Annotated in this window: 11 protein-coding genes; 5 read left to right on the plus strand and 6 right to left on the minus strand. The window is 59.2% G+C overall.

The features are described 5' to 3' along the window. Positions 1-201: 201 nt before the first annotated feature. Positions 202-1,578: an OprD family porin gene (locus AC3IUE_RS31035; protein ID WP_462000159.1), complete on the minus strand. Its 1,377-nt coding sequence runs from the start codon at positions 1,576-1,578 to the stop codon at positions 202-204. Between the two features lie 353 nt (positions 1,579-1,931). Beyond that, complete coding sequence (locus AC3IUE_RS31040) at positions 1,932-3,275, minus strand: OprD family porin (protein ID WP_489264592.1); 1,344 nt, start codon at positions 3,273-3,275, stop codon at positions 1,932-1,934. Between the two features lie 350 nt (positions 3,276-3,625). On the opposite strand from AC3IUE_RS31040, the gene tauA reads away from it, so the two are divergent. Continuing rightward, entirely contained in the window at positions 3,626-4,615 is a 990-nt protein-coding gene (gene tauA, locus AC3IUE_RS31045; RefSeq protein WP_056738816.1) for a taurine ABC transporter substrate-binding protein, read from the plus strand. A gap of 115 nt (positions 4,616-4,730) precedes the next feature. Here the strand turns inward: tauA and argA are convergent, their stop codons facing one another. Together argA and argE are read right to left on the minus strand one after the other, a co-directional pair. Next, positions 4,731-6,029, minus strand: a complete 1,299-nt coding sequence (gene argA, locus AC3IUE_RS31050; protein ID WP_489264593.1) for an amino-acid N-acetyltransferase — start codon at positions 6,027-6,029, stop codon at positions 4,731-4,733. A 136-nt stretch (positions 6,030-6,165) separates the two neighbouring features. Beyond that, positions 6,166-7,323 (minus strand): acetylornithine deacetylase, encoded by a 1,158-nt coding sequence (argE, locus tag AC3IUE_RS31055; RefSeq protein ID WP_489264594.1) that lies wholly within the window; start codon positions 7,321-7,323, stop codon positions 6,166-6,168. 157 nt (positions 7,324-7,480) lie between these two features. Between argE and AC3IUE_RS31060 the strand changes: the two genes are divergently transcribed. Further along, positions 7,481-8,848, plus strand: a complete 1,368-nt coding sequence (locus tag AC3IUE_RS31060) for a CYTH domain-containing protein (protein WP_046045138.1) — start codon at positions 7,481-7,483, stop codon at positions 8,846-8,848. A 128-nt stretch (positions 8,849-8,976) separates the two neighbouring features. On the opposite strand, the gene AC3IUE_RS31065 is transcribed toward AC3IUE_RS31060, so the two are convergent. After that, a complete protein-coding gene (locus AC3IUE_RS31065; RefSeq protein ID WP_046045137.1) occupies positions 8,977-9,441 on the minus strand; it encodes an Lrp/AsnC family transcriptional regulator in 465 nt (154 codons plus the stop codon). A 126-nt stretch (positions 9,442-9,567) separates the two neighbouring features. Between AC3IUE_RS31065 and AC3IUE_RS31070 the strand changes: the two genes are divergently transcribed. From AC3IUE_RS31070 to AC3IUE_RS31080, 3 genes are all read left to right on the plus strand, one after another. Beyond that, positions 9,568-9,906, plus strand: coding sequence for a hypothetical protein (locus AC3IUE_RS31070; protein ID WP_462000162.1), 339 nt, complete (start codon positions 9,568-9,570; stop codon positions 9,904-9,906). Positions 9,907-9,996: 90 nt separating this feature from the next. Beyond that, the gene (gene tfpB, locus AC3IUE_RS31075) at positions 9,997-11,781 is read left to right on the plus strand and encodes a type IV pilus assembly ATPase TfpB (protein ID WP_056738807.1); all 1,785 of its coding nucleotides are present in this window, start codon (positions 9,997-9,999) and stop codon (positions 11,779-11,781) included. A gap of 73 nt (positions 11,782-11,854) precedes the next feature. After that, complete coding sequence (locus tag AC3IUE_RS31080) at positions 11,855-12,172, plus strand: DUF2388 domain-containing protein (RefSeq protein WP_010466645.1); 318 nt, start codon at positions 11,855-11,857, stop codon at positions 12,170-12,172. Between the two features lie 177 nt (positions 12,173-12,349). On the opposite strand, the gene gcvP is transcribed toward AC3IUE_RS31080, so the two are convergent. Beyond that, a complete protein-coding gene (gcvP, locus tag AC3IUE_RS31085; RefSeq protein WP_489264595.1) occupies positions 12,350-15,223 on the minus strand; it encodes an aminomethyl-transferring glycine dehydrogenase in 2,874 nt (957 codons plus the stop codon). Positions 15,224-15,300 lie beyond the last annotated feature (77 nt).

Below are 15,300 nucleotides of genomic sequence, written 5' to 3' on the forward strand. Positions count from 1 at the left end.
GTGAATATTAAAAATGTGTTCACTGGACCTCGGCGACGATCGGGACGACCATCGCCCACAAGGTTCGAGAAGGCCTTGAGTTGCTGCACAAAGAGGGAAATTTCGAGGAGGGTTTACGGGGGTGAGCCTGACTTGAAAACGCAAAAGCCCCGCCCGGCGAGATGCCGGGCGGGGCTTTTTATTTCAGTTACGCGAGTGCTATTACAACAGCGGGATCGAGTAGCTGACGATCAGACGGTTTTCGTCCTGGTCGCGTTGGCCTGGGACGTCGTTGCGCCACATGGCGTTTTTCCACGTGAAGCCCAGGTTTTTCAGTGCGCCTTCCTGGACTACGTACGCCAGGGTCAGGTCGCGCTCCCACTCGGAGCGGCCGGAGCCGGCCACTGCGGTGCTGGTGCTGCTGATGGTGTCGATGTTGTCACCGCGCAGGTAAACGATGCCCGCAGTAGCGCCTGGCAGACCAACCTTGGCGAAGTCATACGAGTAGCGAGCTTGCCAGGTACGTTCGCCGGCACGGGCGAACTTGGCAATCTGCGAGTCGGTAATGATGTAAGCCGACGAGCCATCACCCTGGTTCAGCCAAGGAAAATCGCTGCTGCCATTGCTGACCTGATAACCACCACCGAAAGTGTGACCGGCAACGGAGTACAGGAACAGGCCGCTGTACAAGTTGTTGTCGACCTTGCCTTTACCCGCTTTGAAGCCTTGGTAGTTACCGGAGCTGAAGTAAGCCGAGTCGTGACCGTTGGCACCGTCATCGGAGCTGTTGAAGTAACGCAAGTCAGACTTCAACACGCCCGGGCCGATGGCCCAGTTGTGAACCAGACCCAGGAAGTGTTGCTTGTAGAAATCTTCCAGGTTGCCGTAGTAGTACTGGGCAGTCAGGTCTTTGGTGATTTTGTAGTCACCACCGCCGTAGATGAACTTGTTGCTGTCACGGCCAGTAGCGGTGGGAGAGTTCGCACCGGCAATCGACAACTCTTCGTTGTTGCTGGAGTTACGACCTTTGGCGTGCTCGATCTGACCACCGACCACTGTCAGGTCCTTGATCTCGTTCGAGGTGATCTGGCCGCCCTGGAAGGTTTGCGGCAGCAGACGGCCATCGTTGGTCACGATAACCGGCAGTTTTGGCTGCAGAGTGCCCAACTTCAGTTCGGTCTGGGAGATCTTGGCTTTGGCAGTCAGGCCCAGGCTGGAGAAGTTATCAACCGCTTCGCCGTTGGACTTGCTTGGAAAAACAGTGCCGCCGTAAGAAGTCGAAGTGGCGCCGTTAGTGCCGCCGCCCGTATCCAGACGCACGCCCAACAGGCCGATAGCGTCGATACCGAAGCCAACGGTACCTTGGGTGTAGCCAGAGATGAAGCGCAGGTCGAAGCCTTGACCCCATTCTTCGTTTTTGCTCTGAACACCGTTGGCCTTGTTGGCAGGAGTGCCAGCAGCACTGTCACGGTTATCGTTATTGATGTAGAAGTTACGCAGCCCCAAAGTAGCTTTGCTGTCTTCGATGAAACCGGCGGCGCCTGCTTGCTGCGCCAAAACCCCTACGGCCACAGCCAGGGCCAAGGTGGACTTGTTCATTTGCTTCGCTCCTATCGTTTCTAATTTTTGAGGTCCTGGGTCGAATGCCCTGGATCCTGAAATGCTCGGTTAGTGCCAGACCGTGTGACTACGGCGATGGCCTGACCCTGTGATTTTGGCCCGCATGATAAACACAAAAAGAATTATTTCATCATTTTTCATGCCATTCAGGCATATAGCTACGCGCTATTACTCTGAGTCGGGACACAAGGTATCGGCTCATAAGCCACTCACTTTAGGCGATTGGCTTAAAAGCTAAAAAGAATAAAAAATTACTATATAAGCTCTATTTGGAATATTGAAAAAACACAAAAAAAAACCTCGCCGGCGGGCGAGGCTTTTTCTGATGGCTATTACAAGAAGCTGTAGGTGTAGTTGAAGATCAGACGGGTCTGGTCAACATCGGGGTTGTTGGAGACTTCACTGCCACGGTAGACGCCGTTACGCAACGTCACACCGAAACCTTTGAGGGAGCCCTGCTGGATGGTGTAGTCGATCCGCATGTCGCGTTCCCACTCGGACGAATCAGGGCCACTGCCGTTCGTGGCTTTGATGTTATCGCCGTGCAGGTAGGCAATCGAGGTTTTCAGGCCCGGCACACCCAGCGCAGCGAAGTCATAGGAGTACTGACCGAAGGTGGTGTTTTCACCGGCACGGACGAAACCATTGATCATGGAGTCGGTGAACAGGTAGAAGCTCGCGCCTCCGTTCGCTTCCGGATGACCATTGCCATCCACAACGTTGCCCTGGTTCAGGTAGACGAAACCGCCGTCATCGTTGACGCGCTGGTGACCGAGCAGGAAGGCGTTGCCACCCAGGGTGTAGGTGAACATGGCGCTCCAGGTCTTGTTATCGACCTCGCCCGGAGTCCTGGCAAAACCGTTGTTGTTATTGAAGCGATAGCCGGCGTCGCCGTTCTTACCAACGGAGCTGCTGTCAAAATAGCGCAAGTCTGTCTTGAAGGACTGGTTGGCGTCGATCGGGAAAACGTGAATCAGGCCAAGGAAGTCCTGTTTGTAGTAATCCTTCAGATTCGAGTGGTAGTACTGCAGGGTCAGGTCTTTGGTGACCTTCCAGTCAGCACCGGCGTAACGGAACTGATTGCTGTCCTGAGTACCACCAGCCACGGCCAGGCCGGTGGAGTTTGAAGAGGCACGACCCGCCGAGTGTTCCAACTGACCCGCGTTGAGGGTCACGTTGTCGATTTCCTTCGAGGTGATGGTGCCACCGTCAAAGGTCTGTGGCAGCAGGCGGCTGTCGTTCGCTACCAGAATCGGCATGTTCGGTTGCAAAGCGCCACCCAGGTGGGCTTCGGTCTTCGAGAAGCGTGCCTTGACGTTGGCCGCCGCGCGGCTCCACTCGTCCACAGCCGAACCATCGCTGTCGCTTGGGAAGAACGTGTTGTTGTTGGCTGGGTGGTGACCTTTGCCGCCGTCCAGATGGATACCGACGAGGGCTTGGGCGTCGATACCGAAGCCGACAGTACCTTGGGTGAAACCGGACAGATAATCGAACTTGAGGCCTTCAGCGGTCTCTCTCTGATCCGAGCCGCCGCGCTCGCGGTTATCGTTGTTGTAATACATGGTGCGGGAACTGACGGAAGCCTTGCTGTCTTCCAGGAAACCCGCGGCGCCTGCCTGCTGCGCCAAAACCCCGACGGCCACGGCTACACCCAGAGCCAAGGTGGACTTGTTCATTGTTTCACTCCTATCGTTTCTAATTCTTGTGTTCCTGGCCCTGGGTCGTATGCCCGGGATCCTAAGATGCGCGATTAGCGCCAGACCGTGACTCACAAGTCAATCGTAACTTTGTGTGTCTACGACCATAGTCTAATCCCCAGTAAATTCATTCCTTGCCGGGCCATAAGCCCAAAAAGAATCACCCAATTCTTTTTCATACCGTTTAGGAATTTAGCTCTGCACTTTCCCATTGAACCGGGACGCGGCACCGGCTCATAAGCTAATTCCTAAAGGGTATTTGTTAGCCTTTTTTTAGATCGATTAGCTTTGATGCAACTCACGATCAATCCCTATCGAAAGGCAGCGCCATGACCACCAAACGCGCACTATCCGGTTCAATTGTTACAGTTTGTGTATCGCTAATAATATCTTTTAGCGCTCACGCGGCGAACCTCACGATCGGTTATCAAACCGGCATCGACCCCAGCAAAGTCCCCCAGGCAGACGGACTGTACGAGAAAACCATAGGCCAGAAAATTGACTGGCGTCGTTTCAATAGCGGCCCGGAAGTGGTTACGGCCATTGCTTCCGGCGATGTGCAGATTGGCAACCTCGGCTCAAGCCCGCTGGCAGCCGCTGCTTCGCGCAATCTGCCGATCGTTGCGTTCATTGTTTCCGCCCAGATCAACGCCGCTGAAGCACTCGTGGTGCGCAACGGCAGCGGCATTGATAAACCGGAAGATCTGATCGGCAAGACCATCGCCACACCCTTCGTTTCAACCTCCCACTACAGTTTGCTGGGTGCGTTAAAGCACTGGGGCCTGGATGCCTCGAAAGTCAAAGTGGTGAATTTGCAACCGGCGGAAATCGCGGCAGCCTGGAAGCGTGGTGACATCGACGGTGCGTTTGTCTGGTCACCCGCGCTGGGGGAAATTCGCAAGACCGGCAAGACCTTGACCGACGCGGCACAGGTCGGCCAATGGGGTGCACCGACCTTCGAGGTCTGGGTCGCGCGCAAGGATTACGCCGAGAAGCACCCAGAGGTTGTGGCCAAATTCGCCAAGGTCACGCTGGACTCGTTCGCCGACTATGCCGCACATAAAGACAGCTGGACCGCTGACTCGGTACCGGTGCAAAAAATCGCCAAACTGACCGGTGCCAATGCCGTCGATGTGCCGGAGTTGCTGGCCGGTTCCACGTTCCCGGATGCTAAAGCCCAACAGACCACCGCGCTGCTGGACGGCGGCACGGCGAAGGCGATTGGCGAGACGGCGAAGTTCTTGAAGGAGCAAGGGAAGGTTGAAACGGTGCTGCCGGATTATTCGCCGTATGTCAGCGCGAAGTTTGTGCAGGATTAATGATCGTTCCCACGCTCTGCGTGGGAATGCAGCCCGGGACGCTCTGCGTCCCATCAAAAGCCGAACGCGGAGCGTCCGTTGAGGCATTCCCACGCAGAGCGTGGGAACGATCAAGTCAGAGGGTTTTTTCGAAGATCTTCGAATTACGCTGATAGTTGTACAGCGACGCCCGCGCCGATGGCAGGCGCTCTACGCTGCTCGGCACAAACCCACGCTCGCGAAACCAGTGAGCGGTCCGGGTCGTCAGTACGAACAAGGTTTTCAGCCCCTGCGCCCGGGCGCGGGTTTCGATGCGCTCCAGCAGTTCATCACCACGACCGCCATGGCGATACTCCGGGTTCACCGCCAGACACGCCAACTCCCCCGCATCCGAATCAGCAATCTGATACAGCGCCGCACACGCGATGATCATGCCTTCGCGCTCGACCACACTGAACTGCTCGATCTCACGCTCCAGCACCTCGCGGGAACGCCGCACCAGAATACCCTGCTCTTCCAGCGGGCTGATCAAATCCAGCAAACCACCGACGTCTTCGATCGCCGCTTCACGCACAATCTCGAATTGCTCCTGGGCCACCAGCGTACCGCCACCGTCTCGGGTGAACAGTTCGGTCAGCAGCGCACCGTTTTCGGCGTAGCTGACGATATGACTGCGCGCCACACCGCCGCGACAGGCCTCGGCGGCCGCATCCAGCAGCTCTGCCTGATAGTTGCTGCCCAGACGCTGCAGATGCGCCGGCACTTGTTGCGGACGCAACTCACGAACCAGGCGACCGTTTTCATCGATCAAACCCAGGTCGGCGCCGAACAACAGCAGCTTGTCCGCCCCCAGATCGATGGCGGCGCGGGTGGCGACGTCTTCGCAGGCGAGGTTGAAAATCTCACCGGTAGGCGAGTAACCCAGTGGCGACAACAGCACGATGGAACGCTCATCCAGCAGGCGATTGATGCCCTTGCGGTCGACCCGACGCACTTCGCCGGTGTGGTGATAGTCGACGCCTTCGAGCACGCCGATCGGCCGCGCCGTCACCAGGTTGCCGCTGGCCACCCGCAGACGCGAGCCCTGCATCGGCGATGAAGCCATGTCCATCGACAGCCGCGCTTCGATGGCGATGCGCAGCTGGCCCACCGCATCGATCACACACTCCAGCGTCGCGGCATCGGTGATGCGCATCCCGTGGTGGTAATGCGGGGTCAGGCCGCGCGCAGCGAGGCGGGTTTCAATTTGCGGACGGGAACCGTGAACCAGCACCAATCGCACGCCCAGGCTGTGCAACAGCACCATGTCGTGGACGATATTGCCGAAGTTCGGGTGCTCCACGCCGTCGCCGGGCAGCATGACGACGAAGGTGCAATCACGGTGGGCGTTGATGTAAGGCGAAGCGTGACGAAGCCAATTAACGTATTCGGGCATGAACCTGGGCCTGTAATAAATAGCAGCCAAAAAATGGGCGAAACAGTAAAACGCACAGCGGGCTGATGGTTATCGTCGGAACAGGCTTGGCGACACGCGCGCTCTCCTCATGAATACGGGTTGGGACACGGGCGATTTATACGAGAAGCGCCGGTGTCAGGCAGTAATGTTCAATCAGTTGACGTAATAGATGCACCGTAGGCTGCAAACGTGACATTTCGAGGTATTCCCCCGGTTGGTGCGCACAGGCGATGTCGCCAGGGCCGAGCACCAGGGTTTCGCAGCCAAGACGCTGAAGATAAGGCGCTTCGGTGCCGAACGCCACTGCTTCGGCACGATGGCCGGTGAGCTTTTCAGCGACCCGGACCAATTCTGCATCCTCGGCCTGCTCGAACGGCGGCACTTCGGGGAACAGCGGCGCGTAATCGATCTTCACCTGATGCCACTCGGCAATGGGCTTGAGCTTCTGCAGAATCTCCGCGCGCAGGGCATTGGGGTCCATGCCTGGCAATGGGCGCAGATCAAACTCCAGCGAACACTGGCCGCAAATGCGGTTGGGGTTATCGCCGCCATGGATACAGCCGAAATTCAGGGTCGGCGTCGGCACGCTGAACTGTGGATTACGGAATTCACGCTGCCACGCCAACCGCAAACCACGCAGCTCACCGATGGCATCGTGCATGGCTTCGAGGGCACTGTGGCCGAGGCGCGGATCCGAGGAGTGGCCGCTCTGACCCAGGATGTCGATGCGCTCCATCATGATGCCTTTGTGCATGCGGATCGGCTTCAGCCCGGTCGGCTCGCCGATCACCGCCGCACGACCCAACGGACGCCCGGCTTCGGCCAGAGCGCGAGCGCCGGACATCGAGCTTTCTTCATCGCAGGTGGCGAGGATCAGCAGCGGTTGCTTGAACGGCTGATCGAGCAGCGGTATGACGGCTTCGATGGCCAGCGCGAAAAAGCCCTTCATGTCGCAACTGCCCAGACCCACCCAGCGACCGTCGACTTCGGTCAGCTTCAGCGGATCGGTCTGCCACAGCGCGCCATCGAACGGCACGGTGTCACTGTGACCGGCCAGCACCAGGCCACCGGGGCCGGAACCGAAACTGGCCAGCAGGTTGAATTTGCCGGGGCTGACCTGCTGGATGTCGCAGGTAAAACCCAGATCGCCGAGCCACGTCGCCAGCAAATCAATCACCGGACGGTTGGTTTGATCGAGGCTGGCCTGCGTACAGCTGACGGATGGCGCAGCGATCAGCGCAGCGAACTGATCTTTCATGGATGGCAAAGGCATCGCTGACTCCCAACTCCCGATTTGAACTCCATCATAGAACCATCCGGCGACAGGAATAAACCGCCGCGGCCCTATCTCAGGTCAGTGCTGTACACTGCACGACCTTGGCAGCCACACATTCCCCCCGGCTGCGCTCCCGATCCTGGATTTTCCGGCCATGCAGAAAGAAACCGAAATCAAACTCCGCGTCAGCCGAGAAACTCTCGCGGCCCTGCGCGAGCACCCGCTCCTGAAAAAACGCAACAAAAGTGGCTGGGAACGCCGTGAGTTGATGAACCAGTACTTCGACACGCCTGAGCGCGACCTGGCCCGCGCCAAGGTTGCCCTGCGCCTGCGCCGCGACGGCGAAGAAGTGATTCAGACCCTCAAGACCCGCGGCCAGAGCGTTGCCGGTCTGTCCGTGCGTAACGAATACGACTGGAACCTGCCCAAAGCCAAGCTCGACGTGAAAAAACTCGACGGCGAATGCTGGCCGGAAGAATTGGCCGAGCTGGACAAGAAAACCCTGAAGGCGATTTTCACCACCGATTTCGTCCGCGAACGCGCTGAAATCGCTTGGGGCCGTGGCAAGACCAAAGTGGTTATCGAAGCCGCGCTGGACCTCGGCCACGTGGTGGTCGGCAAGCAGAAAGAAGAAATCTGCGAGCTGGAACTTGAACTGCGCGAAGGCGAGCCGGCCGCTCTGCTGGAACTGGCCGCCGAACTGGCCGCGACCCTGGCCCTGATGCCGTGTGACATCAGCAAGGCCGAGCGTGGTTATCGCTTGTACGACGCCAACAGCTATTCGTTGAGCCTGCCGGCGCCGCAGATCAGCGCTGAAACCCCGCTGGACGACGCTTTCGCCGCGCTGAGTTGGCACTTGCTGAGCAGCAGCCAGCGCCTGGCCGAGCAGTATCGTTTCAACGGTCACTGGCGCCTGTTGCAGGACTGGGTCGAAAACCTGGCTGAATTGCGCGCGCTGCTGAGCAGCCTGGGTCAAGCCGCGCCACGTCAGTCGACGCACGATCTGCGCGTCGCGCTGGATGCCTTGCTCGAAGACTGGCGTCCGCTGGTGCAAGCCGGTGTCGACGACGAAGACGTGCGCAAAGCCGCGCCGGAGCAGTTCCTCGAAGAACTGGAAGACCCGCGTTGGGGCCTGTTCTCGCTGAACACTTCGCGCTGGTTGCTGGCCCGCACCTGGGCTGCCGATCGCAACGTCCGTGGCAATCGCCAGGGCGCTGCGCAATTGGGCAGCTGGTTGCCGCGCTTGTTGGGCGAGGAGGCGACTTCCCTGCAACTGCAGCGTTATCAGCAACAGCCGGAAGATCTCGCCGAACAACTGCCGCGCATCGAGCGCATCCAGGCTTGGCTGCACCATGCCCGCAGCGTACTGGACATCCCGGAAATGGATCGCCTGTACGGTGAGCTGAAACAGCTTGCTCAATTGGCGAACGAGCCGATCACCGATGAATCGCTGGATGCGCGCAAGCAGCAGGCGATTGCGGTGTATCAGAATCGTGCGTGGAAGATGCTGCTGCGTATGTAAAACCGTCATCGCCGGAACGCCGCCCGGAGCAAGCTCGCTCCCACAGTTAACCGAGTTGTCTGAATGGACTCGGTCTAATGTGGGAGCGAGCTTGCTCGCGATGAGGCCAGCCCCTTCACCGCAAAACCTCAGACCGGCAAACTCGTCGTGGACTTGATTTCCGACAACGCCACGATCGAGTTCACCTCCTGAATCCCCGGCACCATCGACAGCTTCTCGAAGAAAAACCGCTCATACGCCTCAATGTCCGCCGTCACAATCCGCAGCAAGAAATCCACCGACCCCATCAGCACATAACATTCCAGCACTTCGGGAAAGCCGCGAATCGCCTCGGTGAATTCGGTGAAGTTCGAACGCCCGTGAGCGTTGAGTTTGATCTCGGCGAAGATCTGCGTGTTCAGACCAATTTTCTTCCGGTCGAGCAAGGTTACCTGCCCGCGAATGATCCCCTCCTCCTTCATCCGCTGTATCCGCCGCCAGCATGGCGACTGCGACAACCCCACCTGTTCCGCAATCTGCGCACTGGAAAGTGAAGCGTCCTCTTGCAGCAACGCGAGAATCTTGCGGTCGTAGCCATCCAGCTCGCTGTGCATAAAAAAACCTTTGATTGATAACTTACCGAATCAAGCAATTCAAACAATCGCCAATAAGCCCAATCATAGATAAGAAATGCCCGGCACCGAATGTAAAAATTCCTCCAGTGATTTTGGAGACCAACCATGCCGCATCTAGAAGCCGTCAACACCCCGCACACCCGCGCCGATGTCTGGAACGTCAGCAACGCCCACTGCCGCGTTCACTATCAAATGCTGGCCGAGGCCGAACCGGATCTGCTGTGCCGGGTGCTCAACCTGTTCGCCTTGCAGTTTCTGACGCCGCAACAGGTCAACGTGCAGCGGATGGACGATCTGCTGTCTATCGACATCGTGATGGACGGCCTGAGCTGGCACCGCGCCCAGGTGATCGCGGAAAAATTACGTAACCTGATCAGCGTCTGTTCGGTTGAGCTGCAAGCGGCTGATTGCGCGTGGGATGAACCGGCTCAGGCGGCGGGCTGAAAAAACTCGACACGGCTTCGTCGCGTAGTGGCCCAACGGTCTGCGGCTCCGCGACTATCCTTTGCGAACTGTTGTTCATGAGGAGCCCGCATGTCCGTTCAACTTGCCATTCAGGACCGCTGGCTGGATCTCAATGATTTGCTGCGTGAACTGGTCGCCCAAGGTTTCATCAGTCAGGACTCGGCCGAACACGCGCTCAATGCTCGACGCCGTCACGCTGCCAATGGCCAGATGCACCCGCTGGAATTCATCGCCAGCCAACTTCTGGACGATCTCAGCCGTCCCGGCAAACACCTCGACCTGGAAAGCCTGACGCTTTGGCTGTCACAGCAGGCCGGCCAGCCTTATCTGCGTATCGACCCGCTGAAAATCAACGTGGCGGCGATTACGCCGCTGATGTCCTACGCCTTCGCCCAGCGCCACAAGATTCTTGCGGTGTCTATCGACCGCGACGCAGTCACCGTGGCCAGCGCCCAGCCCTACGTCACCGGCTGGGAAGCCGACCTGACCCACGTGCTGAAACTGCCGATCAAGCGTGTGGTGGCCAACCCGGTCGACATCCAGCGTTTCAGTGTGGAGTTTTTCCGCCTGGCCAAATCGGTCAGCGGCGCGACCAATGCCGATCAGCAGATGAACACGCTGGGCAATTTCGAACAGTTGCTCAACCTCGGCGCCAGCGACCAGGAACCGGACGCCAACGACGCGCACATCGTCAACATCGTCGACTGGTTGTTCCAGTACGCGTTCCAGCAGCGCGCCAGCGATATCCACATCGAACCCCGGCGCGAACAAGGCACGGTGCGCTTTCGCATCGACGGCGTGCTCCACAACGTCTATCAATTCCCGCCGCAAGTGACCATGGCCATCGTCAGCCGCCTGAAAAGCCTCGGGCGGATGAACGTCGCGGAAAAGCGCAAACCCCAGGACGGCCGGGTCAAGACCAAAACCCCGGACGGTGGCGAAGTCGAGCTGCGACTGTCGACATTGCCGACCGCATTCGGCGAAAAAATGGTCATGCGGATCTTCGACCCGGAAGTACTGCTCAAGGATTTCGATCAGCTGGGCTTCTCCGCCGACGATCTGCGCCGCTGGCAGGACATGACGACCCAGCCCAACGGCATCATTCTGGTCACCGGCCCGACCGGTTCCGGCAAGACCACCACGCTGTACACCACCCTGAAAAAACTGGCGACGCCGGAGGTCAACCTCTGCACCATCGAAGACCCGATCGAAATGGTCGAGCCGGCGTTCAACCAGATGCAGGTCCAGCACAACATCGACCTGACCTTCGCCGCCGGTGTGCGCGCGCTGATGCGACAGGATCCGGACATCATCATGATCGGTGAGATCCGCGATCTGGAAACCGCTGAAATGGCGATCCAGGCTGCGCTCACTGGCCACTTGGTGCTGTCGACGCTGCACACCAACGATGCGCCGAGCGCGATCAGCCGCTTGCTGGAGCTGGGCGTGCCGCATTACCTGATCAAAGCCACGGTGCTCGGCGTCATGGCCCAGCGCCTGGTCCGCACCTTGTGCCCGCATTGCAAGGCACCGCTGACCCTGGGTGAAGAAGACTGGCAAACCTTGACCCGACCTTGGCAGGCACCGTTGCCGAACAACGCACATCGCGCCATCGGTTGCCTTGAATGCCGCGATACCGGTTACCGCGGCCGCGCCGGGGTCTACGAAATCATGCAGCTGACGGACGGCGTCAAAGCGCTGATCAACCCCGACACCGATTTGCTGGCGGTGCGGCGTCAGGCGTTCAAGGAAGGCATGCGCAGTTTGCGATTGTCAGGAGCGCAAAAAGTCGCAGCGGGTTTGACGACGATTGAGGAGGTGCTGCGAGTAACGCCGCAGAGCGAACAAAAGTAGGCGCGGCCGTCATGGAACTCGATTGGGGGATTGGCAATCAAACGCCGTAGTTAACCCAGTGGAGTCACCCAATATGCGTCTCAAACTTGCTGTCGCTACCATCGCCTTGTTGTCCCTTCCTGTCGGTTCGGCGATGGCCGATAGCTTTTGGCGTAACGTCATCTCATCCGGTGCGACCACCGGTTCGACCTACCTGACCTTCAAGGATCACAAGCTGATCGTTGCCGCTCAGGACGATGCTGGCAGCTTTGTCGCCAGTGACGGCGGCATTCGCGGTCCATACCTGGAGGCCGCGATGCAGAAAGTCCGCGCCGACAACCCTGGCCTGCAGGCCACGGACATGGAACTGGCGAACGCGATCCTGGCGAAGAATGCCGTGGCTTCGGAATAAGATTTACTGCTGAACAAAAATGCCGCTCCCATGAGCGGCATTTTTTATGCCCGCTGCAAAACCCTGTGGGAGCGAGCCTGCTCGCGATAGCGGTGGATCAGTCGAAATCCTCCATGACTGTCACACCGCTATCGCGAGCAGGCTCGCTCCCACATTGGATTTGTGTCGCGCTGCAGATTAGCGGTAATCGTCTACCGGGACACATGCGCAAAACAGATTGCGGTCACCGTAGACATTGTCCACCCGGTTCACCACCGGCCAGTACTTATGCGCCTTGGTATGAGCATCCGGCGTCACTGCCTGCTCGATGCTGTAGGGCCGCTCCCAAACCCCGGTGATATCCGCCAGGGTATGCGGTGAACGTTTCAGTGGGTTGTCATCGGCCGGCCAGTTGCCGTTTTGCACCTCGGTGATTTCCGCACGAATACTCAGCATCGCCCCGATAAACCGGTCCAGCTCCGCCTTCGATTCACTTTCGGTCGGTTCCACCATCAACGTCCCCGGCACCGGAAACGACATGGTCGGCGCATGGAAGCCATAGTCCATCAGCCGCTTGGCGACATCCTCCTCGCTGATCCCGGTCAGCGCCTTGAGTGGCCGCAGGTCAAGAATGCATTCGTGCGCCACCCGCTCGTTGCGCCCGGTGTAAAGCACCGGAAACGCCCCGGACAAGTGCTGCGCCAGGTAATTTGCGGCGAGGATCGCCACCTCACTGGCATCCGCCAATTGCGGCCCCATCATCGCAATGTACATCCAGCTGATCGGCAGGATGCTCGCGCTGCCCCAGGGCGCTGCGCTGACTGCACCGTTCTGCGCCAATGGCCCGTCGATCGGCACCACCGGGTGATTGGCCACGAATGGCGCCAGATGCGCCCGCACACCAATCGGCCCCATGCCCGGCCCGCCGCCCCCATGGGGAATGCAGAAAGTCTTGTGCAGGTTCATGTGGGACACGTCGGCGCCAATGTCCGCCGGGCGCGCCAGTCCGACCTGAGCGTTGAGGTTGGCGCCATCCATGTACACCTGGCCGCCGTGGCTGTGGATAACTTCGCAGATTTCGCTGATGCCTTCTTCGTACACGCCGTGGGTCGAAGGATACGTCGCCATCAGGCAGGCGAGTTTGTCTCCGGCCTCTGCGGCTTTGCCTTTGAGGTCATCCAGATCAACGTTGCCAGCCTCGTCGCACTCGACGATCACCACCCGCATTCCGGCCATTTGTGCCGACGCCGGGTTGGTGCCGTGGGCCGAGGACGGGATCAGGCAAATATCCCGCGCGCCCTGATGGCGGCTCTCGTGATATTTGCGGATCGCCAGCAACCCAGCGTACTCGCCTTGGGCGCCGGAGTTGGGTTGCATGCAGATCGCGTCGAAACCGGTAATCGCGCAGAGCCAACGCTCCAGTTCTTCGATCATCAGCGAATAACCGACCGCCTGCTCTTTCGGCACAAACGGGTGCAGGTTGGCGAACTGCGGCCACGTGATCGGGATCATCTCGCTGGTGGCATTGAGTTTCATGGTGCAGGAGCCCAGCGGGATCATCGACTGGTTGAGCGCCAGGTCCTTGTTCTCCAGTTGCTTGAGGTAGCGCAGCATCTCGGTTTCGCTGTGATGGGCGCTGAACACCGGGTGGCGCAGATAAGGCGAGGTACGCAGCAGACCTGCGGGAATGCCGGAAGCAAGGGTTTCAGCGTCCAGTTCATCGACGTTAAGCCCATGATCGGCACCGAGGAACACATCAAACAACTTCGCGACGGTGGATTCGTCAGAGGTTTCGTCGAGGCTCAGACCCAACTGCCCGCGCCCGAGGATGCGCAAGTTGATCTGCGCGGCCTGGGCGCTTTCGATGATTGCCGTCTGAGTACCACCGACCTCCAGCGTCAGCGTGTCGAAAAAGTGTGTGTTGAGGCGGGTGATGCCGTGGCGCTCCAGGCCAGCGGCGAGGATGCCGGTCAGCCGATGGACGCGTTGGGCAATGCGTTTGAGCCCTTCCGGACCGTGGTAGACCGCATAGAAACTGGCAATGTTGGCCAGCAGCACCTGAGCGGTGCAAATGTTCGAGTTGGCTTTCTCCCGGCGGATATGTTGCTCGCGGGTTTGCAGGGCCATGCGTAAAGCGACGTTGCCGCGAGCATCTTTCGACACGCCGATGATCCGCCCGGGAATCGCCCGTTTGTACTCATCGCGACTGGCAAAAAACGCCGCGTGAGGGCCGCCGTATCCCATGGGCACGCCGAAACGCTGGGATGAACCGAACACCACGTCGGCGCCCAACTCCCCCGGCGGCGTCAGTAACAGCAGACTCAGCAGATCGGTTGCGACACACGCCAAGGCTTGCTGCGCATGCAGATGATCGATCAACGGACGAAGATCGCGGATTTCGCCGTGGGTATCGGGATATTGCAGGAGCGCGCCGAACACCTGGTGCTGCTTCAAGTTATCCACAGTGTCGATGATCAGCTCGAAGCCGAACCCTTCTGCTCGGGTCTGCACCACGGAAATGGTCTGCGGGTGACAGTTTTCGTCGACGAAGAACAGATTGCTTCTGGACTTGGCGACACGCTTGGCCAGTGCCATGGCTTCCGCCGCCGCCGTGGCTTCGTCCAGCAGCGAGGCATTGGCCAGCTCCAGGCCCGTGAGGTCGATGGTCAATTGCTGGAAGTTCAGCAGCGCTTCGAGCCGGCCTTGGGCGATCTCTGGTTGATACGGTGTGTACGCGGTGTACCAACCGGGATTTTCCAGCACGTTGCGCACAATGACGGTGGGCGTGAGGGTACCGTGGTAGCCCATGCCGATCAGGCTGGTCCAGACCTGGTTTTGCTCGGCGTAACCGCGCAGTTTGGCCAGCGCGGCTTCTTCGTCGAGCGCGGGTGGCAGGTCGAGCGGCCTGTTCAGGCGGATTCCCGGCGGCACCGTCTGCTCGATCAACTCGACCCGGCTGCCGAGGCCGAGGCTGTCGAGCATCGCCTGTTGCTCGGCGGCATCGGGCCCGAGGTGGCGGCGAAGGAAGGCATTGGGGTCGCGTAACTGGCTCAAGGACGGCAACTGGGACATGACGGGCTCTCTCTTGACTGGCGCTCAACGTCGATGCAACACGGTCAAACCAGCATAGCAGTCGATACCCGAGCGGA

The sequence above is a fragment of the Pseudomonas sp. GL_093 genome (assembly GCF_057837605.1).

Bases quoted from the DNA above. Each gene is read 5' to 3' on its own strand.
- argA (WP_489264593.1), bottom strand. From the start codon at position 6,029: ATGCCCGAATACGTTAATTGGCTTCGTCACGCTTCGCCTTACATCAAC.
- AC3IUE_RS31070 (WP_462000162.1), top strand. From the start codon at position 9,568: ATGCCGCATCTAGAAGCCGTCAACACCCCGCACACCCGCGCCGATGTC.
- argE (WP_489264594.1), bottom strand. From the start codon at position 7,323: ATGCCTTTGCCATCCATGAAAGATCAGTTCGCTGCGCTGATCGCTGCG.
- AC3IUE_RS31035 (WP_462000159.1), bottom strand. From the start codon at position 1,578: ATGAACAAGTCCACCTTGGCCCTGGCTGTGGCCGTAGGGGTTTTGGCG.
- AC3IUE_RS31065 (WP_046045137.1), bottom strand. From the start codon at position 9,441: ATGCACAGCGAGCTGGATGGCTACGACCGCAAGATTCTCGCGTTGCTG.
- AC3IUE_RS31080 (WP_010466645.1), top strand. From the start codon at position 11,855: ATGCGTCTCAAACTTGCTGTCGCTACCATCGCCTTGTTGTCCCTTCCT.
- gcvP (WP_489264595.1), bottom strand. From the start codon at position 15,223: ATGTCCCAGTTGCCGTCCTTGAGCCAGTTACGCGACCCCAATGCCTTC.
- AC3IUE_RS31060 (WP_046045138.1), top strand. From the start codon at position 7,481: ATGCAGAAAGAAACCGAAATCAAACTCCGCGTCAGCCGAGAAACTCTC.
- tauA (WP_056738816.1), top strand. From the start codon at position 3,626: ATGACCACCAAACGCGCACTATCCGGTTCAATTGTTACAGTTTGTGTA.
- tfpB (WP_056738807.1), top strand. From the start codon at position 9,997: ATGTCCGTTCAACTTGCCATTCAGGACCGCTGGCTGGATCTCAATGAT.
- AC3IUE_RS31040 (WP_489264592.1), bottom strand. From the start codon at position 3,275: ATGAACAAGTCCACCTTGGCTCTGGGTGTAGCCGTGGCCGTCGGGGTT.